Here is a 24075-nt window from a genome sequence, read left to right as displayed (position 1 = left end):
GTCATGTACATCCAGTACATTGATTACATGAGCGAGCCCGTGATCGAATCGATGGCCGAGGTACGTGCGCACCTCGCCGATGTGCTCGACCGTGCCCGGCGGGAAGACACGCCCACCATCGTGACCCGGCGGGGCAAGGAGGAGGGCATCGTCCTCGACATCGACGAATACAGACGCCTCAAGGCGATCGAGGAATCGGCCGAGGAGGCGTGGCTGTCCAAGCTGGTCGACGCCGCCCGCGACGAGGACGACGGCACTTCCCTCGGCCTGGAAGAGATGACGGCCGAGATCCTGCGGGGTGGTGCGTGACCGAGCGTCGGCACCTGACCCGGTTCAGGGCCGCCGCCCGCCGAGAGCTCGGCAAGATCCCCCAGTCGGATGCGATCCGGATCCTGCGTCGACTGGCCGAACTGCAGCAGGCCCTGGACGCCGGCGACACGGACGCCTTCGACATCAAGGCGCTCCAAGGCCACACCGCGCATTGGCGGCTCAGGATCGGCGACTACCGCGCCGTGTACACCCTTGAGGAGGGACCGGAAGGCGAGCTCGTCGTCACGGTATGGGTCGTGGCGGTCGGCCACCGTCGCGAGATATACCGTTCGCTGTAGCCCCTCGGACATGACGAAGGCCCCGCAGCCTGGCGGCCGCGGGGCCTTCGCCCACATGGGGTGCTCCCCCGGTGCGACACGTCCGCCGGCACCAGCCGCCCGCCGGCGCCCGGAGGGCCCGACTGCCGAGCGACTGCGTTGACTGCAAAGTGACTGCATCGACGATAAAATGCAGTCATGACTGCATTCACGATCCGGGAAGTCCCCGACGACATCGCCCGCCGCATAAAGGTCCGGGCCGCCGAGGCCGGACAGTCCCTCCAGAGCTATCTGCTCGGCCTCGTCACCCGAGACGCCACCCAGCCCACGCTCGCCGAAATGGCCGACCGGGCCGAGCGCTACGCCACGGAGGACATCGACATCCAGGACGTCCTCGACGCCATCGACGCGGGCAGGGCGGGCCGTTGATCGTCGTGGACTCCTCCGCCCTGGTCCTGTTCCTCACGGACAGGGGCTCCCGGGGCGTCGCTGCCCGCCGGCGCATCGGCGAGGAAGATCTTCTCGGCGCTCCCCACCTGCTGGACACGGAGATCGCCTCCGCCCTTCTGGGCATGGCACGCGGCTCCAAAATCACCCCCGCGAGCCTCGACGAGCACTTCAAGACCTACCAGGGGCTGCGCGTACAGCGGCACGAGACGGGCCCCCTGCTCCCCCGGATCCGAAAGCTGTACGCCAACCTCTCCGCCTACGACGCCACGTACGTCGCCCTCGCCGAGGCACTGGGCGTCCCCCTGCTGACGGCGGACGTGCGCATCAAACGAGGCGTTCAGAAGCCGCGTTGCCAAATCGAGGTCATCACGGCCAACAGCGATCAGCCTCCGCACCCAGGCACCTGACACACCACCGCATCCGCCACGCTCCCTGAAGGGTGGTGCTCCCGCCGTGCTCCCACATGACGAAGGCCCCGCCCCCCGGAAACCGGGTGGCGGGGCCTTCGCCCACATGGGATGAGTGGAGATGGCGGGAATCGAACCCGCGTCCAACGGTGCAGAAGCAGGGCTTCTCCGAGCGCAGTCCGCTGCGCTTTTCTCGGCCCCGGAGATCACACGGACAAGTCTCCGACGGGCTCAGTCACTGTTTGGTTTCCCTCCAACCCCCGTGACCGGGGCTAGAGGTTTAGATCCCTAATTGACGCCAGGATCCGGACCGGGACCACTTCCGGGCTGACGCTCCTCACAGAGGCTTCAGCTCACTGTTATTAGGCAGCGAGGGTGAAGCGGGAGTTATCGCTCTTGGAGTTGGCGATTATTTTTTGCGACATGTGGTTAGCGAGATCATTGCCGCTTCCTCGGCTCGCTTCCCCTGCATCGACATCCGCTGTCGAAACCGATCATCCCCATGTTGATTTTTCAAGATGCTCCACCCCGGGGGGCGGTGCTGACGCCATGGTACGCGAAGTGGACCACGGCATGCCAGGAGATTACAGCTGACCGCGCTCCTTGCGCTTCACGGCCGAGATCACCCGGTTCGTCTCGCGCGTGTCCTGCTTCTCGCGCAGGGCCTGGCGCTTGTCGTACTCCTTCTTGCCCTTCGCCAGCGCGATCTCGACCTTCGCCCGGCCGTCCTTGAAGTACAGCGAGAGCGGCACGATCGTGTTGCCCGTCTCGCCGGTCTTCGAGTCCAGCTTGTCGATCTCCTCGCGGTGCAGGAGGAGCTTGCGCTTGCGGCGGGCGCTGTGGTTGGTCCAGGTGCCCTGGCTGTACTCCGGCACGTGCACGTTGTAGAGCCAGGCCTCGCCGCTCTCCACCGACACGAAGCCGTCCACCAGCGAGGCACGGCCCTGGCGCAGGGACTTGACCTCGGTACCCGTGAGCACGAGGCCGCACTCGTAGGTGTCGATGATCGTGTAGTCGTGCCGCGCCTTCTTGTTCTGGGCGATCAGCTTGCGCCCTTGTTCCTTAGCCATAGTGCGGTCATTTTCGCACTACGGACCCACCCCGAGGCCACCCAATACCGTGCGGGCCCGTTCCTCGACCCCGTCGCCCGCCGCCAGGTCCGGGGTGATGCCGCTGCCGTCGAGGCTGCGGCCCCCCGGGGTGCGGTACGTGCCCACCGTCAGCTCGGCCACCGAGCCGTCCGGCAGCGGCGTCGGCATCTGGACCGAGCCCTTGCCGAATGTCCTCGTGCCCACCGCCACCGCCCGGCCGCGGTCCTGGAGGGCGCCCGTGACCAGCTCCGCCGCGCTCATCGTGCCGCCGTCGACCAGCGCCACCAGGGGCCTGTCGGTGTCCCCGCCCGGGCGCGCGTACAGGGCGCGCTGGTCGCCCCGTACGTCGTACGTGGCCACCAGCCCGCCGTCCAGGAAGGCCGAGGCGGCCGTCACGGCCTCGGTGACCAGGCCGCCGGGGTTGCCGCGCAGGTCGAGCATGAAGCCGGAGCCGGCCGGGGCCGCGCGGACGGCGGCGCGGACCTGTTCGCCGGATCCGCGGCTGAAGGAGGCGACCTTGATGACGGTGATCGGGCCCGGGAGCTCCCGTACGGTCACGGGCTCGGTGTGCAGCTGCTCGCGGCGCAGGGTCTCGGTGAGGTCGGCGCCGTCCCGGGTGAGGCGCAGGACGACCGGGGTGCCGGCGCCGCCGCGCAGCAGGGCGACCACGTCGCAGACGCGCAGTCCGGTGACGGAGTGGCCGTCGACGCTGAGGAGCCGGTCCCCGGCGCGCAGGCCGGCGCGGGCGGCGGGGCTGCCGGGCTGGACCTTCTCGACGGCGATGCGGTCGCCCTGGCGGCTCTCGATCCAGAGCCCGACGCCGGTCCAGCGGCCGTCCAGGTCGTCGGTGAAGGCGGCGTACTCGCCCTGGTCGTAGACCATGCCCCAGCGGTCGCCGCTTCGGCTGACCACCTCCTGGGCGGCCTTCTTGCCGGACTTCCCCTCGGCGACGGCCTCGGCCGCGGCCCGGGCGACGGCCTCGCGGTCGGCCGTCGCGGCTTCGTCCTCCGCGGGGGCCCCGGAGCCGGCGGTCGCGGGGGGACGCGTACCGGCGGCGGCGGTTAACCCGCCTCCCGCGGCGCCGGCGGCGTCCGCGCGGTCCCAGCAGCCGGTGCCCGCCGCGGTGCCCACGGCGGCGATGAAGGCCAACGTCAAAGCGGCCCCGCGACGCAGGTCGCGGGGCCGGAGACAGAAGGCGGGCAGTCCCGGCATGGCGCCGAGTCTAGGACAAGCCCCGTGGAGGCACGGCGGGTTGGACGGACCTCACACGGGGCGCTTGTCACACCTTCAGGTACTTGCGCAATGCGATGAAGGCGGCCAGCGAGGGCATCAGCACCCCGATGACCAGCACCAACGGCAGCTTCGTCAACACGGAGTCCCAGCCGATGAAGTTGATCAGCTCCATCTTCGCGCGCAGCGAGGCTCCGTGGTCGATGACGAAGTACTGGCCGGCGCCGAGCATCACGCAGGCGAACACGCCGCCGACGAGGCCCGCGAAGGCGGCCTCCATGATGAACGGGACCTGGATGTAGAAGCTGGAGGCGCCCACGAGCCGCATGATCCCCGTCTCACGCCTGCGGCTGAAGGCCGAGACGCGCACGGTGTTGACGATCAGCAGCAGGGCCACGATCAGCATGATGAGCATGATGCCGAGGGCCGCCAGGTTGAGGTAGCCGAGCATCGTGAACAGATTGTCCAGCTCCTGGTGCTGGTCCTCCACCGACTGGACGCCGTCGCGGCCGGCGAAGGCGGTCGTGATGACCTGGTACTTCTCGGGCTGCTTGAGCTTCACCCGGAAGGATTCGGGCATCTGGTCCGGGGTGACCACGGAGGCGAGCGCGGTGTGCCCGAAGCGCTCCTTGTAGTGCTTGTAGGCCTCGTCGGAGGACTCGTAGTGGACGGTCTCGACGAGCTCCATCTTCTTCAGGTCGGTCTCGATCTGCTGCTTCTGATCGGGAGTGACCGCGCCCTTGGCGCAGGCCTTGCTCCCGCTCTCGCCGGTGTCCTCCGCGTCGCTCTTGTTGCAGAGGTAGATCGAGACGTTGACCTTGTCGTACCAGTAGCCCTTCATCTTGCTCACCTGGTCGCGCATGAGCAGGGAGCCGCCGAACAGGGCCAGCGACAGGGCCACGGAGATGATGACCGCGAAGGTCATGGTGAGATTGCGGCGGAGGCCGACGCCGATCTCCGACATGACGAACTGGGCGCGCATGACGTCTCAAGGGCCTTTCAGTGCTGGTAGCCGTAGACGCCGCGCGACTGGTCGCGCACGAGTCGGCCCTGTTCGAGTTCGATGACGCGCTTGCGCATCTGGTCCACGATCTGCTGGTCGTGCGTGGCCATGATCACGGTGGTGCCGGTCCGGTTGATCCGGTCCAGCAGCTTCATGATGCCGACCGAGGTCTGCGGGTCGAGGTTGCCGGTGGGCTCGTCCGCGATGAGGAGGGCCGGCCGGTTGACGAAGGCGCGGGCGATGGCCACGCGCTGCTGCTCACCGCCGGAGAGCTCGCCGGGCATGCGGTCCTCTTTGCCGCCGAGACCCACGAGCTCCAGGACCTGCGGGACGGCCTTGCGGATCTCGCCCCTGGGCTTGCCGATGACCTCCTGGGCGAAGGCGACGTTCTCGGCCACCGTCTTGTTGGGGAGCAGGCGGAAGTCCTGGAACACGGTCCCCAGCTGGCGCCGCATCTGCGGGACCTTCCAGTTGGAGAGCTTGGCGAGGTCCTTGCCCAGGACGTGGACCTGGCCGTGGCTCGCCCGCTCCTCGCGCAGCACCAGCCGCAGGAAGGTGGACTTGCCGGAGCCGGAGGAGCCGACCAGGAAGACGAACTCGCCCTTCGCGATCTCCAGGGAGACATCTCTGAGTGCGGGGCGGTTCTGCTTCGGGTAGGACTTGGAGACGTTGTCGAATCGGATCACGGGTGCACCACGGTCGCCGGGAGTAGGTGTGCGGAGTCGGTGTGCGTGACCATACGCGAACGGGCGGGGGGTGGGGGCCCGGCGTCCGGAGTTGCCCGATATATCCCCTGGTCCGGTAGGGGATCGTCCCGGGATGGTCCGTGATTGCCCGGACGGGCCGCGCCGAATGTCGCCGGAGCTGGCACAGTGGTAGGGGAACGCAGTCGTTCCTTCGCGCGTTGTTCAAGGTGTTCGTTGTTCAAAGGGGACGAGAGGAGGAGAGCGCATGACCTATGACCGGCTCGTGTGCGCGAACTGTGCCGCGCCCGTCAGCCAGGGCCGCTGCCCGGTGTGCCGGGCGAACCGGGAGCGCCTCCAGCAGCAGGAAGGCCCCTTCGGCGGCCTGAACCCCCTGGCGCTCATCGTGCTCATGGTGGTCCTCGTGGCGGCTCTGGCCCTCTTGGCCCAGCAGACGGCGTAGCCCCCTCACCGCGTCCCGATCATCGACGCCGGCAGACATCAGAGATGGCGAAGGGCCCGGACACCCAAGGTGTCCGGGCCCTTCGCCGTGCGCGGTGCGCGTCGCCGTGCGCGGTGCCTACCAGCGCTTACGCGGTCTGCTCCTGCTGCTTGCGCCAGCGGATGCCGGCCTCCAGGAAGCCGTCGATCTCGCCGTCGAGCACAGCCTGCGGGTTGCCGACCTCGAACTCCGTCCGCAGGTCCTTGACCATCTGGTACGGGTGCAGGACGTAGGACCGCATCTGGTTGCCCCAGGAGCTGCCGCCGTCCTTGAGGGCGTCCATCTTGTCCTTCTCCTCCTGGCGGCGCCGCTCCAGCAGCTTGGCCTGGAGGACGTTCATGGCGCTGGCCTTGTTCTGGATCTGCGAGCGCTCGTTCTGGCAGGAGACGACGATGCCGGTCGGGATGTGCGTGATGCGCACCGCCGAGTCGGTCGTGTTGACGCCCTGGCCGCCGGGGCCGGAGGCGCGGTACACGTCGACGCGCAGCTCGGCCTCGTCGATCTCGACGTGGTCGCTGGTCTCGACGACCGGCAGCACCTCGACGCCCGCGAAGGACGTCTGGCGGCGGCCCTGGTTGTCGAAGGGCGAGATGCGCACGAGGCGGTGGGTGCCCTGCTCGACCGAGAGGGTGCCGTAGGCGTACGGGGCCTTGACGACGAAGGTGGTCGACTTGATGCCGGCCTCTTCCGCGTACGAGGTCTCGTAGATCTCGGTGGGGTAGCCGTGGCGCTCGGCCCAGCGCAGGTACATGCGCTGCAGGCGCTCGGCGAAGTCGGAGGCGTCGACGCCGCCGGCCTCGGCGCGGATGTTGACCAGCGCCTCGCGCTCGGCGTACTCGCCGGAGAGCAGGGTGCGGACCTCCATCTCGTCCAGCGCCTTGCGTACGGACACCAGCTCGGTCTCCGCCTCCGCGAGGGTGTCCGCGTCGTCCATCTCCTGGGCGAGGTCGAACAGCACCGCGAGGTCGTCGATGCGACCGCGCAGGGTCTCGGTCTTGCGGACCTCGGCCTGGAGGTGCGACAGCTTGCTCGTGATCTTCTGAGCGGCCTCCGGGTCGTCCCACAGGGACGGCGCGGCGGCCTGCTCCTCAAGCACGGCGATTTCTGCCCTCAGCTTGTCGAGGTCCAGGACGGCCTCGATCGACCCCATGGTCGAGGAGAGGGACTTCAGCTCTTCGGAAACATCGACGACTGCCACGGGTCCAGCGTAGCCGGTCCGCGGGCGGCCCCGTCCGGGCAGGCCGGTTCACCCGTTCTGATGAACGCGGGAACGGGCGTACGCTCACGGTATGAATCTGCTCCTCGTCAAGCGCCGCCATGTGGACCACATGCGTGTCACGACGACGAGCTGTCTGCCGCCGGACCATCCCCAAGCCTGATCCACCCCGATCCGACTTGGTCCTGTACGCGGCCCAAGCGGCTCCGGCGCCATCCCTGCCGGCGGCCCTCCCCATCCGCTGCCCCGACACCTCTGGGGAACAGGACCCCGTGACATCCGAAACGGAGCCGTCATGCCGTCCGCGCACACCGATCTTTCCGCCGATTCCGCAGTTCCGGCGCTTCCCGTCATCGACCTTTCCCAGGCCGACGACCCGGCCCAGCGGGCCGAGTTCCTGAAGAAGCTGCACGCCGTGGCCCGGGACACCGGCTTCCTGTACCTCACCGGGCACGGGATCACCGAGGCCGAGACCACCCGCATCCTGGAGCTGACCAGGGCTTTCTTCGCCCTGCCGGAGGCCGACCGGCTCGCGGTGAGCAATCTGAACTCGCCGCACTTCCGCGGGTACACCCGCATCGGCCACGAGCTGACCGGCGGCGCCTCCGACTGGCGCGACCAGCTGGACGTCGGCGCCGAGCGGCCGGCGCCGGCCCTGGGGCCGGAAGACCCGGCGTTCCTGTGGCTGGAGGGCCCGAACCAGTGGCCGCAGGCCCTGCCGGAGCTGCGGCCCGTGGTGCTGGAGTGGCAGGCGCGGCTGGCGGCGGTGGCGCACCGGCTGCTGCGGGAGCTGCTGATCTCGATCGGGGCTCCGTCCGACTTCTTCGACGCGGCGTTCGCCGACCGGCCGCACCTGCACACGAAGCTGATCCGCTACCCCGGATCCGCCCCGTCCGGGGCCGGCCAGGGGGTCGGGGCGCACAAGGACTACGGGTTCCTGACGCTGCTGCTGCAGGACGGGGTGGGCGGGCTGCAGGTCGTGCGGGACGGCGGCTTCGTGGACATCCCGCCGATGCCGGGGGCGTTCGTGGTCAACCTGGGCGAACTGCTGGAGATCGCGACGGAGGGGTACCTGGTGGCCACGGACCACCGGGTGGTCAGCCCGCCGGGGGCGGTGGAGCGGTACTCCGTTCCCTTCTTCTACAACCCGCGGCTGGACGCCGTGATCGAAACGGTGCCCGGCGAGTACCTGCGGTCGGCGCCGGGTGTCGCGCACGACTCCTCGAACCCGCTGCACGCGGAGTACGGCCGCAACGAGCTCAAGGGCTGGACCCGGGCCCACCCGGCGGTGGCCCGCCGCTGGCACCCGGAGCTCGTGGAGGCGTAGCCCGGCCGGGACACGGGGTGCGGGGGCCCGCCCCCGCGCCCGGCCACGGCCCCGGGCGCGGGGAGCGCTACGGCCTGGCCGGGGTGGAGTGCTTGGTGTCCTGCGGCGGGGACTCGTCGCCCGAGGCGGCCAGCCACGTGCCCACGCCGAGCGCCGCGGCCAGCGCCACGGCCCCCGCCGTCAGCGCGAGGCGCCGCTTGCGGGCCGTCTCCGCGCGGTGGCGGGCCGAGCCCGGACGGTGGCCGCCCGCGGGGCGCGGGACCCGGGCCGTGCCCAGCGCGCCCCCGGCCAGCTCGTCCGGCCCCGGCACCCGCATCGAGGTGTGGGTGTCCCGGTTCGAGTCCGTCGCGGAGCCGGGCACCAGCGGGACCACCCCCCGCCGACGGGGGGACTCGGCCTCCGGGGCGGGCTCCGCCGACGACTGCTCCGGCTCCGGTTCGTCCGGCTCGTCCACGTCCAGCGGCGGCATCCCGGCCAGGAGCGGCAGCAGGTCCCGCAGGCGGAGCGAGAGTTCCGAGGCCCGCAGCCGGGAGGCCGGCGCCTTCGCCAGGCACTGCACGATCAGCTGCCACAGCTCGTCGGGGATGCCGGGGAGCGGAACCACCGTCTCCGTCACATGCCGGCGCAGGACCGCTCCCGGGTGCCCCCCGCCGAAGGGGGTGAACCCCGCCAGCAGCTCGTACAGCACCGTCGCCAGCGCGTATATGTCCACCGCGGCCCGCGGTGGCAGTCCCTCCACGATCTCCGGAGCCAGATAGTCCGGCGTGCCGATGATCCGCGTCGTCGTCGCCGAGGCCCGCGCGCCCGGCACCCCGGACGGCGCCCGCCGCGGCGAATCGATCAGCTTGGCCACGCCGAAGTCGGTCAGCAGCGCCGGGTGCGAGCCGCCGGGCCCCAGCGGCCCCTGCATGTCCAGCAGGACGTTCTCGGGCTTCACGTCCCGGTGCACCACCCCCGCCGCGTGCGCCGCCGCCAGCGCGTCCGCGACGTCCGCCACGATCGCCACGGCCGCCTCGGGGGCCAGCCGGCGCTCCCGGTCGAGGCGCGTGCGCAGGTCCGTACCGCGTACGAGGTCCATGACCAGGGCCAGGTCGTTGCCGTCCACGACGAGATCGCGGACGGACACGACGTGCGGATGGTCCAGGCCGAGCAGCGCGCTGCGCTCCTGGACGAAGCGTCCGACGAGCTCCTGGTCGGACGCGAGGTCCTCGCGCAGCAGTTTGACGGCGACGGGCCCGTCCGGCCCCTCGCCCAGCCACACCGTGCCCGCGCTGCCGCGCCCCAGGATCTGGTGCGCGGTGTACCGGCTGCCGATCTTCCGTGCCACGACTGCTCCCTCAGCGGCTGGCGTACGCACCAAAGCTACGCGGCCGGATGGGGGTTGAACGCCCCGGAACACGGCGACCTTCACTTCTGGGGGCGAAATCACGTCCCAGAAGTCGACAAATCAACAACCCAGCGCCACGGGCGCCCGGTTCAGGGCGTGCCGCCGCCGGAGCCGCCGCCCGTGGAGTCGCCGATGGCGGTGACCCAGTCGACGATGTCGGAGCCCCAGGTCCACAGCTGGTCGAACCAGCCCTTGCCGGTGCCGACCCACTCCTGGAGCGGGGTGAGCTCCCAGACCAGCCAGCCCGCGACCACGAACAGCAGGATCATGACCAGGCAGCCCTTGAGGCAGCCCAGGCCCGGGATCTTGATCGGGTTGGCGCTGCGCGGGCGCGGCTCGCGCGGCTCCCGGCGCTGCGGCGGCGGGGCCTGCGGGGGCTGCTGCTGCGGGGGCTGCTGCCGCTGGGGGGCCTGCCGCTGCGGGGCCTGCCGCTGCGGCGGCTGCTGGTACGGAGGCTGCTGCGGCTGCTGGTACTGCTGAGGCGGCGGCTGCTGCTGGTAGTACGGCTGCTGCGGAGGCTGCTGATACTGCGGCTGCTGCTGGTACTGCTGGGGCGGCGGGCCCTGGCGGTACTGCGGAGGCTGCAGGGGCTGCTGGGGTCGCTGCTGCGGCGGCGGGGGCGCCTGCCGCTGCGGGCGCCGGCGCAGCGGGTCCTCGCTCGGGTCGAGGTACTGCATCTGCGTCTGCTCGTTGCGGTCGCGCACGGCCCGCATCTGCGACTGCCACGGGTGCGGCGCGTCCGGCTGCTGCACCGGGGGCATGACCGAGGTCGGGTCCGCGCCCGGGCCGCCGGGGCCGCCCGTGGCGGGCAGCACCGAGGTGGCGTCGGCCGCACCGACCGGCGGGAGCACGCTGGTCATGCCGTTCGGGTCGTACGCGCCCATCGGCGAAGCGGCGGCGGCGCGGCTCGGCAGCACCTGGGTCGGGTCGGCGGCGCCGCCGGCACCCGGGGTCTCGGGGACCGGAGCCGGCGAGGGGTCGGGCGCGAGCAGCGCGCCGACGCCGAGGGCGGCCTCCACCTCGGCGGGGGCGCTGTGGACGCCGATGCCGGAGGCGACCACGCGCAGGCCGCGGGCCAGGTTCTCGGCGCTGGGGCGCTCGGTCGGCTCCTTGCGCAGGCAGCGCTCGATGACGATCCAGAGCGGCTCGGGCACGTTCGGCGGCCGCTGCGGGTCCTCGCTGAGGTGGCGGTGGAGGACTTCGAGGGCGGTGCCGCCGGCGAACGGCGGGCGTCCGGTGACCAGTTCGTAGAGCAGGATGCCGGCGCCGTAGATGTCGACGGCGGAGGTCTGCGGACGGCCCTCGGCGGACTCGGGGGCGACGTACGCGGGCGTGCCGACGAACTCGTGGGTGCGCGTCAGGCCCGGGGAGTCGGCGAGGCGGGCGATGCCGAAGTCGGTCAGCATCGGCTTCATCTGGCCGCCGCGCTCGTCGAGCAGGACGTTGGCGGGCTTCAGGTCGCGGTGGACCACGCCGTCGGCGTGGCTGGCGGCGAGCGCGTCCGCGATCTGGGCGGTCAGCAGGCTCGCGGCGACCGGCGTGAAGGGGCCGTTCTGCCGGATGTACCTGTGCAGGTCCGGACCGTCGATCAGGTCCATGACCAGGGCGAGCAGGTCGCCCTCGACGACGAGGTCGCGGGTGCGCACGATGTTGGGGTGCGTCAGGCGCAGCAGGACCGAGCGCTCGCGCAGGAAGCGCATGACGATGTCCGCGTCCTGGGCCAGCTCCTCCTTGAGGACCTTGATGGCCACGGTCTCGCCGGGCTGCCCGGCGACGGCGGCCTCCGCGCCGGCCGTCTCCCGCTGGCTGGCACGCCAGACGGTGCCCGTGGCGCCGCGTCCGAGCGGCTCTACGAGCAGGTACTTGCTGCCGACTGGCCGCACGTCTCGCGCTCCCTGCTGTCGTCCTGCTGTGGTTCGTTTCGTGGTTCGTTTTGTGGTTCGTTTTTCCGGCCCACTCTAGGGGGTGTCGCCGGGGAAGACGCGGGGTGCCGGAGGTTGGTTGCCGCACATTTGTACGAAGGGTGAGGTTTGAGGGGTATGCCAGGGGCGATTTTCCCCGGCCGGTCTCCGCTTTTCGGCCAGGCCCCACGCGCGGGCGTGTACGCGACACGCGCAGAGGTGTGATCATTCAAGATCATTTATTGCCGGGCGCCGGGCGTGTTGTCGGCGACAGGTGCGAGGATGCACCCGTACGGAACGGCCGGGACGGGAGCCCGCGTTCCGGGCAGACCTGACCGGACGACGCGCCGTGCCGGGTGGGGGGTTGATCGGGGCGGCCATGCCCCGTCGTACCCCTGCCGGGCGCACGCACCGCGCACCGCGCAGAAGGGACCGCTGACGGCGATGCAGATCCGGCTGACCGTCCTTGGGTCGCGCAGCGGCCACCAGACCGCGCCCGCCGGCTGTGACGTGCTCGTCACCGCGCCCGTGGGCACCCCGCTCGCCGCCGTGGCCTCCGGGCTCGCGGCGACCGTCGGTGGGCCCGACACCGGCGGCACGGTCGTGCTGTACGCCGGTACGGAGCGGCTCGACCTCCAGCGGCGGGTGCTCGGGGAGCCGCCGCTCGTGGACGGGGCGGTGCTGGGGCTGCACGCGCCGGTGCCGGGCGTCCTGCCGGACGGGGACGTCCTGCCCGCCGGGGCGGACGGCGCGCAGCTGCACGTGGTGGCGGGGCCGGACGCGGGCGGGGTGCACCTGCTGCATCCCGGGGCGATCCGGATCGGGCGCTCGGCGGACGCCGACGTCCCACTGGACGATCCGGACGTGTCACGGCTGCACTGCGCGGTGACGGTGATGCCGGACGGCCGGGTGGCCGTGGCCGACCTGAACTCCACGAACGGTACGACGGTGGACGGCGCCCCGGTGGGCCCGCAGCCGGTGGCGCTGGCCCCGGGGGCGCTGCTGCGCATCGGCGAATCGACGCTCCGCCTGGCCCCCGACACCCCGGCCCCCCTCCCCCTGGTCCCGGACCTGGAAGGCCACCTGTCCCTCCCCGCGGGCCGGGGCGCCCCGGCGGCGGGAACGTCCGGCTCCGCCGGCGGCCGTCACGGCGAGCCCGGCGCGGCCGCCGACCCGCAGGGCCCCTCCCCCCGCCCCGCCCCTTCCCGGAACGGGGGCCCCGTCCACGGCCCCGACGAGCAGCGCCCCGACTCCGACACCAACGGGTCCGGGTGGCACGGCGCGGCCTCCGGGGTCGGGTCGGGCGCCAGCCTGCACATCGGCGCGCCCGGTACGGGCCGGGCCGCAGCGGAGTACGGCGCCCCCGGCTCCCGCGAGGGCGTCGACGGCGCCGGGCAGCGGCCGCGGAAGCGCGGGCTCGGGGCCTGGGCCCGCAAGTGGGTCCGGGGGGAAGAGGACCCGGGGTACCAGGGCTCCGCCGCCGAAGCCGTCACGGCCGCCGCGCCCGATGCCGACGATCCCGCCGCGCTGCTGCTCGCCGCGCTGGGGCCCACCCGGCGGCTGTGGTCCCGGGGCCGGGGACGGCTCGACGTGGGGCTCGGCGCCGGGAGCCGCATCGCCTTCCAGGAGGTCGGCGCACTAGGCATCGCCGGGCCCCGCGCCCGGCTGACCGGCGTGGCCCGCTCCGTGATCGCCCAGCTCGCCGCCCTGCACGGGCCCGGCGAGCTGGAGATCGTGCTCCTCGCCGCCGACCGCGCCCGCGCCCTGCCCGAGCGGCGCGCCGACTGGGGCTGGCTCGGCTGGCTGCCGCACGTACGGCCCGCGCACGGCCAGGACTGCCGCCTGCTCCTCGCGTACGACCGCGACCAGGCCGGCGCCCGCACCGCCGAGCTGACCCGCCGCCTCGACGAGAGTCCCCTCGGCGGGAGCCCCCTCGGCGGGAGTTCCCCCGGCGAGGCCCACCACGGCCCGTACACGCTCCTCGTCGTCGACGGCGATCCCGGAGCCGCCGCGCTGCGCGACATCACCGGCCGGCTCGCCGCGCACGGCCCGGCCGCCGGGATCCATCTCCTCGTGCTCGCCGAGACCCCGGCCGCCACGCCCGCCTCCCCGCTCGCCGAGACGTACGAGGCCGCCTGCGCGAGCGGCCCCGCCTTCCGGACCTGTGGCGCGGCCGCCCTGCTCAGCGGCGATGTGGCCACCACCGTGAGGACGTTCGCGGTGACCGGCGGCAAGCCGTCCCCGCCCGGGACCACCGCCACCGCCGACGCCGTCTCCGCCGCCTGGGCCGAGCGCTTCGCCCGGTCCCTGGCCCCGCTGCGCGCCGAGCCCTCCCCCTCGGGGCCCCGCCAGGCCGTGGCCGCCGCGCTCCCGAACACCGCCCGCCTGCTGGACGAGCTGGGGCTGGCGCGGGCCACCCCGGCCTCCCTGATGGCCCGTTGGGCCGCCGCGACCGACCAGGGACAGGGCGTCGGCGGCCGTGCCGAGCTCGTGCTCGGCAGCGGGCGGCGCGGCCCGGTCGGCGCCGAGCTGGTCCAGGACGGCCCGCACCTGCTCATCGAGGGGCCCGCCGGCAGCGGCCGTACGGAGCTCCTGCGTTCGGTGGCCGCCTCCCTCTCCGCTGCAGCCCGCCCCGACCGGCTCGGGCTGCTGCTCCTCGACGGGGCGGGCGGCGAGCGCGGCGACGGGCTCCAGCCCTGCACCGAGCTCCCGCACGTCTGCGCACACCTCGTGGCCTCCGACCCCCTCCGCATGCGGGAGTTCGCCCAGGCCCTCGGGGCCGAGCTGAAACGGCGGGCCGAGCTCCTGGACGGTGTCCCGTTCGCCGAGTGGCACGCCCGGAGGGAGGTGTCCGACCGGATGGTCGCGCCCCGCCAGCCCAGCCCCGGCGAGCTGCTCGGCGACCTGGAACCCCAGCGCACCGGCACGCTCCGGCTGCGCGCCTCCGCCGTGCGCAGCGACCCGGCCGGCCCGAGCCCCCTGCCCAGGCTGGTGGTGCTGGTGGACGACTTCGACGCGCTGGTCGCGCCGGGGCTCGGCAGCACGGGCCGCCCCGCCGCCGGGTCCGTCGTACGGGCGCTGGACGCGGTGGCCCGCGACGGCGCCCGGCTCGGGGTGCACCTGGTGGCCACCAGTGCCCGCCCCGACCGTACGGCCGACACCGAGCTGGCCCGTACGAACCCGCTGCGGATCGATCTGGACGCCCCCGACCAGCCGGGCCCCGGCCGCGGCCGGCTGCGCTGCCCCGACGGGCGGACGGTCCCGTTCCAGGGCGGCCGGGTGACCGGCCGGATCCCGCGGACGGCGACGCAGCGGCCGACGGTGGTCCCGGTGGAGTGGGAGCGGATGGGTGATCCCCCGGCCCGCCGGCCCGTGCGCGAGCTGGGCAACGGCCCCACCGACCTGGCACTGCTGGCGAGCGCCCTGGACCGGGCCTCGCACCTGGTCTCGGCGATACCCGTGCTGTTCCCGCCCGCGCCCTGAGCCCGCCCGCGGGCCCGCGGCGCGGTTCGACGCGGTATTGCGGGGGTACGCGGCTCGGCGTAGACCTTGTGGGACGAGTCACACGACGGGCCACACCACGGGCACACCACGGGCATCGGGGGCAGAGCCATGCGCAGGCAGGGAACGAGCCGGACGAAGGACCGTAGCCGCAGCCGCAGCGGCGGCCGGAGAAGGAGCCGCACGGTCGCCTGGACGGCCCTCGCGGCCGTGGGCGCGCTCGCGCTCGGCGCGTGCGGGGACGGGGACGGGAAGTCCGACCCGCCGCAGGGCGCGGAGTCGTCCCCGCAGGCGAGGCCGCCGGTCGCGTTACCGAGGCTGGACGGGGAGAAGCTGGAGGTCGCGGCGGTCTGGACGGGTCCGGAGCAGGCGAACTTCACGAAGGTCCTCAAGGAGTTCGAGAAGCGGACCGGTGCCACGGTCACCTTCGTCCCGGCCCAGGACCCCATCGTCACCTTCCTCGGTACGAAGATCGCGGGCGGCCAGCCGCCGGACGTGGCGCTGCTCCCGCAGGTCGGCGCCCTGACGGCGGCGGTGAAGAACAAGTGGGTCCAGCCGGTCGGCCCGGAGGCCAAGGCGCAGCTCGACGCGAACTACGCGGACGGGTGGAAGAAACTGGGCGCGGTCGACGGCACCCAGTACGGCGTGTACTACAAGGCCGCCAACAAGTCGCTGATCTGGTACAACGCGAAGGCCTTCAAGGCGGCGGGCGTGGAGCCCCCCAAGACGTGGAAGGAACTGGTGCAGGCGGCCGACACGCTCTCCGCCTCCGGCACCCCGGCCGTCTCGGTGGCCGGCGCGGACGGCTGGACGCTCACCGACTGGTTCGAGAACGTCTACCTCTCCCAGGCGGGTCCGCAGAAGTACGACCAGCTGGCCAAGCACGAGATCAAGTGGACGGACGACAGCGTCAAGCAGGCGCTGACCACGCTCGGCGAGCTGTTCGGGCGCAAGGACTTCCTGGCGGGCGGGGCGAGCGGGGCACTGGCCACCGAGTTCCCGAAGTCGGTGACGCAGACCTTCACCGGGGGCGACCGTCCGGCCGGCGCGATGGTGTTCGAGGGCGACTTCGTGGCGGTGAACATCGCGCAGACGGAGGCGAAGGTCGGCCAGGACGCCCTCGTCTTCGACTTCCCGGCGGTCGGCGCCAAGCCGCCCGTGATCTCGGGCGGTGACGTGGCGGTCGCGCTGAAGCCGTCGAAGGGCGCACAGGCGCTGCTGACCTTCCTGGCCTCCCCTGACGCGGCGGAGATCCAGGCACGCGAGGGCGGCTTCGTCTCCCCGAACAAGTCGGTGGACCCGAAGGCCTATCCGAACGACATCCAGCGGAACATCGCCAAGGCCCTCCTCGCGGCGGGCGACGACTTCCGCTTCGACATGTCGGACCAGGCCCCGGCGGCGTTCGGCGGGACCCCGGGGGCCGGCGAGTGGAAGGCGCTCCAGGACTTCCTGGCGAACCCGTCGGACGTGGCGGGCACGCAGGCCAGACTGGAGGCGGACGCGGCCAAGGCCTACGGGAACTGATCCGGTGCCCGCCAAGTCCTCCAAGGCCGGCAAGGCCGCCACGCCCACCGGGGCCATACCGGCAACGCCCGCGCGGTCCGCGGAGACCCGGCGCCGCCGCCTCGTCGCGGCGGCGTTCCTCCTGCCCGCCCTGGTGCTGCTCGGCGCGCTCGTCGTGCACCCGATCGGCTACTCCCTCTACCGCAGCTTCTTCGACCGCTCCGGCGACACCTTCGTGGGCGGCGCCAACTACGGCGAGATCCTGCACGACGACACGATCCGCACGGCCCTGAAGAACACGGCGCTGTGGGTGGTGCTGGCCCCGACCACCGCGACCGCCCTCGGCCTGATCTTCGCGGTGCTGACCGAACGCGTGCGCTGGGGAACGGCCTTCAAGCTGCTCGTGTTCATGCCGATGGCCATCTCGATGCTGGCGGCCGGCATCATCTTCCGGCTCGTGTACGACCACGACCCCGACCGGGGCGTCGCCAACGCGGTCTGGGTCGGGGTGCACGACACCTTCGCGCAGTCCTCGGCCTTCCCGAAGGCCCGCCCGGGCCGCGACTCCCCGCTGGTCCCGGCGGCGGGGGCCGACGCGGGCGGGTTCACGACCCGTGATCCCGTACGGGCGGGGGTGCCGGTGCTGCTCCCGCTGGTCGGCGTGGCCCCCGAGGACCTGCCCGGGGGCACCCGTACGGCCGCGGCCGCGCCCGCCGAGCCCGGCAAGGTCACCGGGACGGTCTGGCAGGACTTCACCCGGGGCGGGGGCGGCCGTACGAACGCGGTCGACCCCACCGAATCGGGGCTGGCCGGGATCCGGGTCGAGGCGGTCAGGGACGGCCGGGTGGTCGACTCGGCGACGGCCCGCGCCGACGGCACGTTCACCCTGTCCGCGAAGGCGGACGGGGCGGTGCTGCGGCTGCCCGCGTCGAACTTCCGCGAGGCGTACGCGGGGGTGGAGTGGCTCGGCCCGACGCTGGTGACCCCGGCGGTGATCGGGGCGTACGTGTGGATGTGGGCCGGGTTCGCGATGGTGCTGATCGGGGCCGGGCTGGCCGCCGTACCGCGGGAGCTGCTGGAGGCGGCGCGGGTGGACGGGGCGAACGAGTGGCAGGTGTTCCGCCGGGTCACCGTGCCGATGCTGGCGCCGCTGCTGGTGGTGGTCCTCGTCACCCTCGTCATCAACGTGATGAAGATCTTCGACCTGGTCTTCGTGATCGCGCCGGGCTCGGTGCAGGACGACGCGAACGTCCTGGCCCTCCAGCTGTACCGGACCTCCTTCGGCACCGACGCCGATCCGGGGCTGGGCAGCGCCATCGCGGTGCTGCTGCTGGTGCTGGTCCTGCCGGTCATGCTCTACAACATCCGCAGGCTGCGGAAGGAGGGGGCCCGATGAGCGCCGCCGCGCAGGCCCGCCGCCCGGAGGCACGTGCCGGAGCCCGTCGCGCTCCGCGTGCCGGGGCCCGGGCCGGCAAGCTGGCCGCGGGGGCGGCGGCCGGGGCCGTCCGCGTGTTCCTGGTCCTGGCCGCGCTGTTCTGGCTGATGCCCACGCTCGGGCTGCTGATCTCCTCGTTCCTCTCCCCCACCGATCTGAACAAGGGCGGCTGGTGGCAGGCGCTGAGCGCCCCGGCCCGGCTGACGGCCGACAACTACGAGCGGCTGCTGGCCAACGACACCATCACCCATGCGCTGCTCAGCACCGCGGCCATCGCGGTGCCGGCGACCCTGCTCGTGGTCGCGCTGGGCTCGCTCGCCGGATACGCCTTCGCCTGGCTGGAGTTCCCCGGACGGGACTGGCTGTTCCTGGTCGTGGTCGGGCTGCTCGTCGTCCCCGTGCAGGTGGCGCTGATCCCGGTCTCCGAACTCTTCGGCGCCATCGGGTTGTTCGAGACCACGGCGGGGGTGGTCCTGTTCCACACCGCGTTCGGCCTGCCGTTCGCCGTCTTCCTGCTGCGCAACTTCTTCGCGGAGATCCCGCGCGAGCTGCTGGAGGCGGCCCGCCTCGACGGGGCGGGCGAACTGCGGCTGTTCACCCGGGTGGTGCTGCCGCTGGGCGGGCCGGCGATCGCCTCGCTCGGCATCTTCCAGTTCCTGTGGGTGTGGAACGACATGCTGGTCGCGCTGGTGTTCGCGGACTCGGCGAACCCGCCGATCACGGTCGCGCTCCAGCAGCAGGTACGGCAGTTCGGCAACAACATCGACGTGCTGGCACCCGGCGCGTTCCTGTCGATGATCGTCCCGCTCGTCGTCTTCTTCGCCTTCCAGCGGCAGTTCGTCACGGGGGTGATGGCGGGAGCGGTCAAGTAGCGCACAGCGACCGGCTCAAGGCGGTTGACGTGCGGCGTTGACGCCGGGTAACCCGAATGCCACACGCTGCGTAACCCGATCGCCAGGCGGGGGTTGCTCGGGGAGCCATATGCCCGCGCCGACCCCTGGATGTGCCGTGCCCCGGTTCAGCGTCATCGTGCCCGCGTACAAGGTTCAGGCGTACCTCCGGGAAAGTCTGGACTCGGTCCTGTCCCAGTCGTTCCCTGATCTGGAACTGATCGCGGTCGACGACGCCTCCCCGGACTCCTGCGGTTCGATCATCGACGAGTACGCGGCCCGGGACCCCCGGGTGACCGCCGTGCACCTGGCGGACAACCTCGGTCTGGGCCCGGCCCGCAACGCGGGTCTGGCCCGGGCCACCGGCGACTACCTGGTCTTCCTCGACGGCGACGACACCCTCGCCCCCGGCGCCCTCCAGGCCGTCACCGACCGGCTCAAGGACACCGGCTCCCCCGACGTCCTCGTCTACGACTACGCGCGCACCTTCTGGACCGGGGAGCTCGTGCGCAACCGCCTCGCGCACCGGCTGTCCGAGGAGGGCCCCGCCAGCTTCCGGCTCGCCGACCGCCCGGCCCTGCTCGGCATGCTGATGGTCGTCTGGAACAAGGCGTACCGCCGCGAGTACGTGGAGCGCGAGGGCCTGCAGTTCCCGCCCGGCTTCTACGAGGACACCCCCTGGACCTACCCGGCACTGCTGGCCGCCGAGTCCATCGCCGTCCTCGACCGGGTCTGCGTCCACTACCGCCAGCGCCGCACCGGTTCGATCCTGACCACCACCACCCGCCGCCACCTGGAGATCTTCGACCAGTACGACCGGGTCTTCGGCTACCTCGGCACCCGCCCCGAGCTGGAGCGCTGGCGCCCCACCGTGCACCGGCGGATGGCCGAGCACTTCTGCGCCCTGTACGCCGACCCGCGCCGCCTCCCGCGCGCCTGCCGTGCCGAGTTCTTCCGGCGGGCCGCCGCGCTGCTGCGCCGCCACCGGAGCGCCGGCTCGCCCCCGCCGTCCCTGTCGCGCACCGACCGGATCCGCCACCTGCTGATGCGGCTCGGCGCGCGCCGTGCGTACCGCACGCTGTCGGTGCTGCGCTCGGGCGCGCTGGCGGCGGGGCGGGCGGGGGCCTCGCTGGGGCGGGGCCTGCGCGAGAGCGCGCTGCGGCTGCACTACCGGGGCCAGCGGCTGCTGCCGCTCCGCCCCGAGCTGGCGGTCTTCTCCGCGTACTGGCACGGCGGCTACGCCTGCAACCCGGCGGCCATCGAGGCCAAGCTGCGCGAGCTCGCGCCCCGGATGCGGACGGCGTGGATCTGCGATCCGCGGCACGCGGCGACGCTCCCGGCGCAGACGGCCGCGCTCCGCCCGGGCTCGGCGGCCTACTGGACGGCGCTGGCCCGGGCCACGTACCTCACCACGAACGTCAACTTCGAGCGCGCCCTGGTCAAGCGGCCGGGCCAGGTCCTGCTCCAGACCCAGCACGGCACCCCGCTCAAGCGGGTCGGCCTGGACCTCCAGGACCGGCCGGCCGCCACCCCGACGACGGACTTCGCGGGGCTGCTGCGGGGCGCGGACCAGTGGGACTACCTGCTGTCCGCGAACCGCCACTCCACCCTGGTGTGGGAGAAGGCGGTCCCGTCCTCGTACACCACGCTGGAGTACGGCTACCCGCGCAACGACGCCTTCCACCGGGCCACCCTGGACGACGTGGTGTCGCTGCGCGAACGCCTCGGCATCCCGCTCGGGTCGACGGCGATCCTGTACGCGCCGACCCACCGCGACTACCGGCGCAGCCGGCCCGAACACCTGGACTTCGAGCGGGTGCTGCGGGACCTGGGCCCGCGCTTCACGATCCTGACCCGTACGCACCTGACGTACGCGGACGCGCCCGCCGAGCCGGTGCGCCACGCGCGCCTGGTCGACGTCTCCGGGTACCCGTCGGTGGAGGAGCTCTGCCTGGCCTCGGACGCGCTGGTGACGGACTACTCGTCGCTGATGTTCGACTACGCGGCGCTCGACCGGCCGATCGTGATCCACGCGGACGACTGGGAGGCGTACGAGGCCGCCCGCGGCACGTACTTCGACCTGCGGACCTGCCCGCCGGGGGCGATCGCCCGCACGGAGGACGAGCTGGTGGACATCTTCACGACGGGCCACTGGCAGGGCTCGCGCTCGGCGCAGCTGCGCGCGGCGTTCCGCTCCCGCTTCTGCTCGTACGACGACGGCCACGCGGCGGAGCGGGTGGTGCGCCGGGTCTTCCTGAACGACCCGGCGCCCACTCCGCCGATCACCCCCCTGGACGAGCGCACGCCCGCCCCCGCGGCCCCGCCCCTGACCCGGGAACCCACCCTGACCGCCGGCCTCTGGCCGTAGCGGCGGCGCGACCCGGTCAGCCGGAGGCGGTGGTCAGCCCCGCGACGACGGACCTGGCCAGGTCGTCCAGGTACTCCGCCGGCACGGCGTCCCGCACCACCACCTGCCGCCAATAGAGCGGGCCGATCGCCAGGTCGAGCGCCCGCCCCGGATCCGTACCCTCCGCCAGCTCTCCGCGCGCCACCGCCTCGGAGACGATCCCCTCCGCCATCCGCCGCTCGCCCTCCAGCAGGGCGCCGCGCACCGCGTCCGCGATCTCCGGGTTCCGCGCGGCCTCCACCAGCAGGTCCGGGATCACCGCCGAGGCCACAGGGTGCCGCAGCACATGTGACATCACCTCCAGCAGCGCCCGTACGTCCCCGTACAGCGAACCCGTGGCCGGCACCGGCAGGCCGTCCACCGCGAAGGCCCCCACCAGGTCCAGCACCAGGTGCAGCTTCGACTTCCAGCGCCGGTACACGGCCGTCTTCCCGACTCCGGCCCGCCGCGCGATCCCCTCGATCGACATCCGCGAGAACCCGACCGCGGCCAGCTCCTCCAGCACCGCGGCCCGGATCGCCTCCGTCACGTCCTCGCGCAGGACGGCGGCCCCGGCAGGGGCCCGGCGGGCGGCGGCGGGAGCGGGAGCGGGGCCTGGGGCGGTGGTGGCGGGGTCCGTGGAGTCCATGCACCGAGCATAGCCGCGCACGCCGCCACTCATGCGTCACGACGATACGGTTGCGTTCCGTCGCACCGAGCCCTAACCTCGCCGTAGCGACGATACGGACCCGTCCCATCGCCAGCCGACGCCCGAACCCCGTCGAAAGCGACCCCCGTGACAGTGACCACCCACCCCGCCGCACCGGCGGTGACATCGGCCGCGCTCGCCGACCTGGCGGCCGCCCACGGCCTGACCGTCAGCGGCGCCCGCCCCTCACTGCCGAGCTACGTGCGCCAGCTCTGGGGCCGGCGCCACTTCGTGACCGCGTACGCCACCGCCCGGATGCACGCCACGTACAGCACGGCCAAGCTGGGCCAGGTCTGGCACCTGGTCACCCCGCTGCTCAACGCCGCCGTCTACTACTTCATCTTCGGGATCGTCCTCAACGCCAGCCACGGCGTGGCCGACTACATCCCGTTCCTGATCACCGGCGTCTTCGTCTGGGACTTCATCGGCAGCTCCATCAACGCCTCCACCCGCGCCGTCCACAGCAACCTCGGCCTGGTCCGCGCCCTGCACTTCCCGCGCGCCAGCCTCCCCCTGTCCACCGTCGCGCAGCTGTTCCAGCAGCTGCTGGTGACCATGGGCGCGCTCGTCCTGCTCCTGCTCGCCCTCGGCCAGACCCCCGGCCCCAGGTGGCTGCTGGCCGCGCCCACCCTGGCCCTGATGGCCGTCTTCTGCGCCGGCGTCGCCATGGTCATGGCCCGCATCGGCAGCAAGAACCCGGACGTCAGCCAGCTGATGCCCTTCATCCTGCGCACCTGGATGTACTCGTCCGGGGTCATGTGGTCCATCGACTCGATGCTCAAGAAGGACCACCTCGCGCACTGGGTCACCGTCCTGCTCAAGACCAACCCCGCGGCCGTCTACATCGACCTGATGCGCTACGCGCTGATCGACGGATTCGACGCGCACGCGCTCCCGCACCACGTATGGGCGATCGCCGTCGGCTGGGCCCTGCTCGCGGGCGTCGGCGGATTCATCTACTTCTGGAAGGCTGAGGAGGAGTACGGCCGTGGCTGACACCAAAACCGCACCCGCACCCGCGACCACACCCACCGCGGCGCTCCCCGACCCCCGCGACACCCGGATCCCCACCGTCATCGCCGACGGCGTCCACGTCATCTACAAGGTGAACGGCGCGGGCGCCCGCAAGGGCGGCGCCACCGCCGCGCTGAGCCGGCTCTTCTCCCGGGGGCCCGCACCCGGCATGCGCGAGGTCCACGCCGTCAAGGGCGTCACCTTCGTCGCGTACAAGGGCGAGGCCATCGGCCTGATCGGCACCAACGGCTCCGGCAAGTCCACCCTGCTCTCCGCGATCGCCGGCCTCCAGCCCGTGGCCCGAGGCAGGATCTACTCCCACGGCCAGCCGTCCCTCCTCGGCGTGAACGCGGCCCTCATGAACGACCTGACCGGCGAGCGCAACGTCGTCCTCGGCGGCCTCGCGATGGGCATGTCCAAGCAGCAGATCCGCGAGCGCTACCAGGACATCGTCGACTTCTCCGGCATCAACGAGAAGGGCGACTTCATCTCCCTGCCCATGCGGACGTACTCCTCCGGCATGGGAGCCCGGCTGCGCTTCTCCATCGCCGCCGCCAAGGACCACGACGTCCTCATGATCGACGAGGCCCTCGCCACCGGCGACGCCGCCTTCCAGCGCCGCAGCCAGGCCCGCATCGAGGAGCTCCGCGAGCAGGCCGGCACCGTCTTCCTGGTCAGCCACGGCATCGGCACGGTCCGCGAGACCTGCGACCGGGCGATCTGGCTGGAGGCCGGCGTACTGCGCATGGACGGCCCCGCCGACGAGGTCTGCGACGCGTACGAGAGGTTCACCTCGGGCCGCTGAGGCGCAGGCCCTCCCACGCGAAAGGGCGGCCCCGGGACCATCGGGTCC

21 protein-coding genes and 1 other RNA gene are annotated in these 24075 nt (G+C 72.5%); 13 read left to right on the top strand and 9 right to left on the bottom strand.

What is annotated here, in order from left to right:
• The first annotated feature begins 27 nt into the window (after positions 1–27).
• The 4 genes from ACFYXV_RS12625 (at position 28) to ACFYXV_RS12610 (ending at position 1444) form a co-directional block, all read left to right on the top strand.
• On the top strand, positions 28–309 hold the full coding sequence (locus tag ACFYXV_RS12625) for a type II toxin-antitoxin system Phd/YefM family antitoxin (protein WP_389382863.1): 282 nt from the start codon (positions 28–30) through the stop codon (positions 307–309).
• Positions 306–608, top strand: a complete 303-nt coding sequence (locus ACFYXV_RS12620) for a type II toxin-antitoxin system RelE/ParE family toxin (RefSeq protein ID WP_383502413.1) — start codon at positions 306–308, stop codon at positions 606–608. Before ACFYXV_RS12625 ends, ACFYXV_RS12620 begins: the two co-directional genes overlap by 4 nt.
• A 177-nt stretch (positions 609–785) precedes the next feature.
• Positions 786–1016, top strand: coding sequence for an antitoxin (locus ACFYXV_RS12615; protein WP_389382862.1), 231 nt, complete (start codon positions 786–788; stop codon positions 1014–1016).
• A gap of 5 nt (positions 1017–1021) precedes the next feature.
• Positions 1022–1444: a type II toxin-antitoxin system VapC family toxin gene (locus ACFYXV_RS12610; RefSeq protein ID WP_385475198.1), complete on the top strand. Its 423-nt coding sequence runs from the start codon at positions 1022–1024 to the stop codon at positions 1442–1444.
• Positions 1445–1557: 113 nt separating this feature from the next.
• Here the strand turns inward: ACFYXV_RS12610 and ssrA are convergent.
• The 5 genes from ssrA to ftsE form a co-directional block, all read right to left on the bottom strand.
• Positions 1558–1946: a transfer-messenger RNA gene (gene ssrA, locus ACFYXV_RS12605) on the bottom strand.
• Between the two features lie 82 nt (positions 1947–2028).
• Positions 2029–2514, bottom strand: a complete 486-nt coding sequence (gene smpB / locus ACFYXV_RS12600; RefSeq protein WP_048476197.1) for an SsrA-binding protein SmpB — start codon at positions 2512–2514, stop codon at positions 2029–2031.
• A gap of 18 nt (positions 2515–2532) precedes the next feature.
• Positions 2533–3747 carry a S41 family peptidase gene (locus ACFYXV_RS12595; RefSeq protein WP_389382861.1) on the bottom strand — a complete coding sequence of 405 codons (1215 nt, stop codon included), beginning with the start codon at positions 3745–3747 and terminating at the stop codon, positions 2533–2535.
• Positions 3748–3814: 67 nt separating this feature from the next.
• Positions 3815–4747, bottom strand: coding sequence for a permease-like cell division protein FtsX (gene ftsX, locus ACFYXV_RS12590; protein ID WP_383341847.1), 933 nt, complete (start codon positions 4745–4747; stop codon positions 3815–3817).
• 17 nt (positions 4748–4764) lie between these two features.
• A complete protein-coding gene (gene ftsE, locus ACFYXV_RS12585; RefSeq protein WP_048476194.1) occupies positions 4765–5454 on the bottom strand; it encodes a cell division ATP-binding protein FtsE in 690 nt (229 codons plus the stop codon).
• Between the two features lie 265 nt (positions 5455–5719).
• Here ftsE and ACFYXV_RS12580 point away from each other — a divergent pair, with 265 nt between their 5' ends.
• The gene (locus ACFYXV_RS12580; RefSeq protein WP_048476193.1) at positions 5720–5914 is read left to right on the top strand and encodes a hypothetical protein; all 195 of its coding nucleotides are present in this window, start codon (positions 5720–5722) and stop codon (positions 5912–5914) included.
• Positions 5915–6041: 127 nt separating this feature from the next.
• On the opposite strand, the gene prfB is transcribed toward ACFYXV_RS12580, so the two are convergent.
• Complete coding sequence (gene prfB / locus ACFYXV_RS12575) at positions 6042–7151, bottom strand: peptide chain release factor 2 (RefSeq protein WP_030866654.1); 1110 nt, start codon at positions 7149–7151, stop codon at positions 6042–6044.
• 313 nt (positions 7152–7464) lie between these two features.
• Between prfB and ACFYXV_RS12570 the strand changes: the two genes are divergently transcribed.
• Positions 7465–8496, top strand: coding sequence for an isopenicillin N synthase family dioxygenase (locus tag ACFYXV_RS12570; protein ID WP_389382860.1), 1032 nt, complete (start codon positions 7465–7467; stop codon positions 8494–8496).
• A gap of 67 nt (positions 8497–8563) precedes the next feature.
• On the opposite strand, the gene ACFYXV_RS12565 is transcribed toward ACFYXV_RS12570, so the two are convergent.
• Positions 8564–9823, bottom strand: a complete 1260-nt coding sequence (locus ACFYXV_RS12565; protein WP_383341839.1) for a serine/threonine-protein kinase — start codon at positions 9821–9823, stop codon at positions 8564–8566.
• Positions 9824–9972: 149 nt separating this feature from the next.
• A complete protein-coding gene (locus ACFYXV_RS12560) occupies positions 9973–11766 on the bottom strand; it encodes a serine/threonine-protein kinase (protein WP_389382859.1) in 1794 nt (597 codons plus the stop codon).
• A gap of 462 nt (positions 11767–12228) precedes the next feature.
• Here ACFYXV_RS12560 and ACFYXV_RS12555 point away from each other — a divergent pair, with 462 nt between their 5' ends.
• From ACFYXV_RS12555 to ACFYXV_RS12535, 5 genes are all read left to right on the top strand, one after another.
• Positions 12229–15267, top strand: a complete 3039-nt coding sequence (locus ACFYXV_RS12555; RefSeq protein WP_389382858.1) for an FHA domain-containing protein — start codon at positions 12229–12231, stop codon at positions 15265–15267.
• 129 nt (positions 15268–15396) lie between these two features.
• Positions 15397–16809 carry an ABC transporter substrate-binding protein gene (locus ACFYXV_RS12550; RefSeq protein ID WP_389382857.1) on the top strand — a complete coding sequence of 471 codons (1413 nt, stop codon included), beginning with the start codon at positions 15397–15399 and terminating at the stop codon, positions 16807–16809.
• Positions 16810–16813: 4 nt separating this feature from the next.
• On the top strand, positions 16814–18184 hold the full coding sequence (locus ACFYXV_RS12545; protein ID WP_385475212.1) for a carbohydrate ABC transporter permease: 1371 nt from the start codon (positions 16814–16816) through the stop codon (positions 18182–18184).
• Positions 18181–19095: a carbohydrate ABC transporter permease gene (locus ACFYXV_RS12540; RefSeq protein ID WP_389382856.1), complete on the top strand. Its 915-nt coding sequence runs from the start codon at positions 18181–18183 to the stop codon at positions 19093–19095. The genes ACFYXV_RS12545 and ACFYXV_RS12540 overlap by 4 nt, the downstream gene beginning before the upstream one ends.
• A gap of 109 nt (positions 19096–19204) precedes the next feature.
• The gene (locus tag ACFYXV_RS12535) at positions 19205–21481 is read left to right on the top strand and encodes a CDP-glycerol glycerophosphotransferase family protein (RefSeq protein WP_389382855.1); all 2277 of its coding nucleotides are present in this window, start codon (positions 19205–19207) and stop codon (positions 21479–21481) included.
• A 16-nt stretch (positions 21482–21497) separates the two neighbouring features.
• Here the strand turns inward: ACFYXV_RS12535 and ACFYXV_RS12530 are convergent, their stop codons facing one another.
• Positions 21498–22148 (bottom strand): TetR/AcrR family transcriptional regulator, encoded by a 651-nt coding sequence (locus ACFYXV_RS12530; protein WP_389382854.1) that lies wholly within the window; start codon positions 22146–22148, stop codon positions 21498–21500.
• 147 nt (positions 22149–22295) lie between these two features.
• On the opposite strand from ACFYXV_RS12530, the gene ACFYXV_RS12525 reads away from it, so the two are divergent.
• Together ACFYXV_RS12525 and ACFYXV_RS12520 are read left to right on the top strand one after the other, a co-directional pair.
• On the top strand, positions 22296–23204 hold the full coding sequence (locus ACFYXV_RS12525) for an ABC transporter permease (RefSeq protein ID WP_385475220.1): 909 nt from the start codon (positions 22296–22298) through the stop codon (positions 23202–23204).
• A gap of 67 nt (positions 23205–23271) precedes the next feature.
• Positions 23272–24027 (top strand): ABC transporter ATP-binding protein, encoded by a 756-nt coding sequence (locus tag ACFYXV_RS12520; RefSeq protein ID WP_389383059.1) that lies wholly within the window; start codon positions 23272–23274, stop codon positions 24025–24027.
• Positions 24028–24075 lie beyond the last annotated feature (48 nt).

The organism is Streptomyces sp. NPDC002181 (assembly GCF_042890485.1).
Taxonomy (GTDB): Bacteria; Actinomycetota; Actinomycetes; order Streptomycetales; family Streptomycetaceae; genus Streptomyces.
This window is presented reverse-complemented; position numbering and strand designations above follow the sequence as displayed.

Bases quoted from the DNA above. Each gene is read 5' to 3' on its own strand.
- ACFYXV_RS12625 (WP_389382863.1), top strand. From the start codon at position 28: ATGAGCGAGCCCGTGATCGAATCGATGGCCGAGGTACGTGCGCACCTC.
- ACFYXV_RS12615 (WP_389382862.1), top strand. From the start codon at position 786: ATGACTGCATTCACGATCCGGGAAGTCCCCGACGACATCGCCCGCCGC.
- ACFYXV_RS12540 (WP_389382856.1), top strand. From the start codon at position 18,181: ATGAGCGCCGCCGCGCAGGCCCGCCGCCCGGAGGCACGTGCCGGAGCC.
- ACFYXV_RS12595 (WP_389382861.1), bottom strand. From the start codon at position 3,747: ATGCCGGGACTGCCCGCCTTCTGTCTCCGGCCCCGCGACCTGCGTCGC.
- ftsX (WP_383341847.1), bottom strand. From the start codon at position 4,747: ATGCGCGCCCAGTTCGTCATGTCGGAGATCGGCGTCGGCCTCCGCCGC.
- ACFYXV_RS12555 (WP_389382858.1), top strand. From the start codon at position 12,229: ATGCAGATCCGGCTGACCGTCCTTGGGTCGCGCAGCGGCCACCAGACC.
- ACFYXV_RS12535 (WP_389382855.1), top strand. From the start codon at position 19,205: ATGCCCGCGCCGACCCCTGGATGTGCCGTGCCCCGGTTCAGCGTCATC.
- ACFYXV_RS12550 (WP_389382857.1), top strand. From the start codon at position 15,397: ATGCGCAGGCAGGGAACGAGCCGGACGAAGGACCGTAGCCGCAGCCGC.
- ACFYXV_RS12580 (WP_048476193.1), top strand. From the start codon at position 5,720: ATGACCTATGACCGGCTCGTGTGCGCGAACTGTGCCGCGCCCGTCAGC.
- ACFYXV_RS12530 (WP_389382854.1), bottom strand. From the start codon at position 22,148: ATGGACTCCACGGACCCCGCCACCACCGCCCCAGGCCCCGCTCCCGCT.
- ACFYXV_RS12570 (WP_389382860.1), top strand. From the start codon at position 7,465: ATGCCGTCCGCGCACACCGATCTTTCCGCCGATTCCGCAGTTCCGGCG.
- smpB (WP_048476197.1), bottom strand. From the start codon at position 2,514: ATGGCTAAGGAACAAGGGCGCAAGCTGATCGCCCAGAACAAGAAGGCG.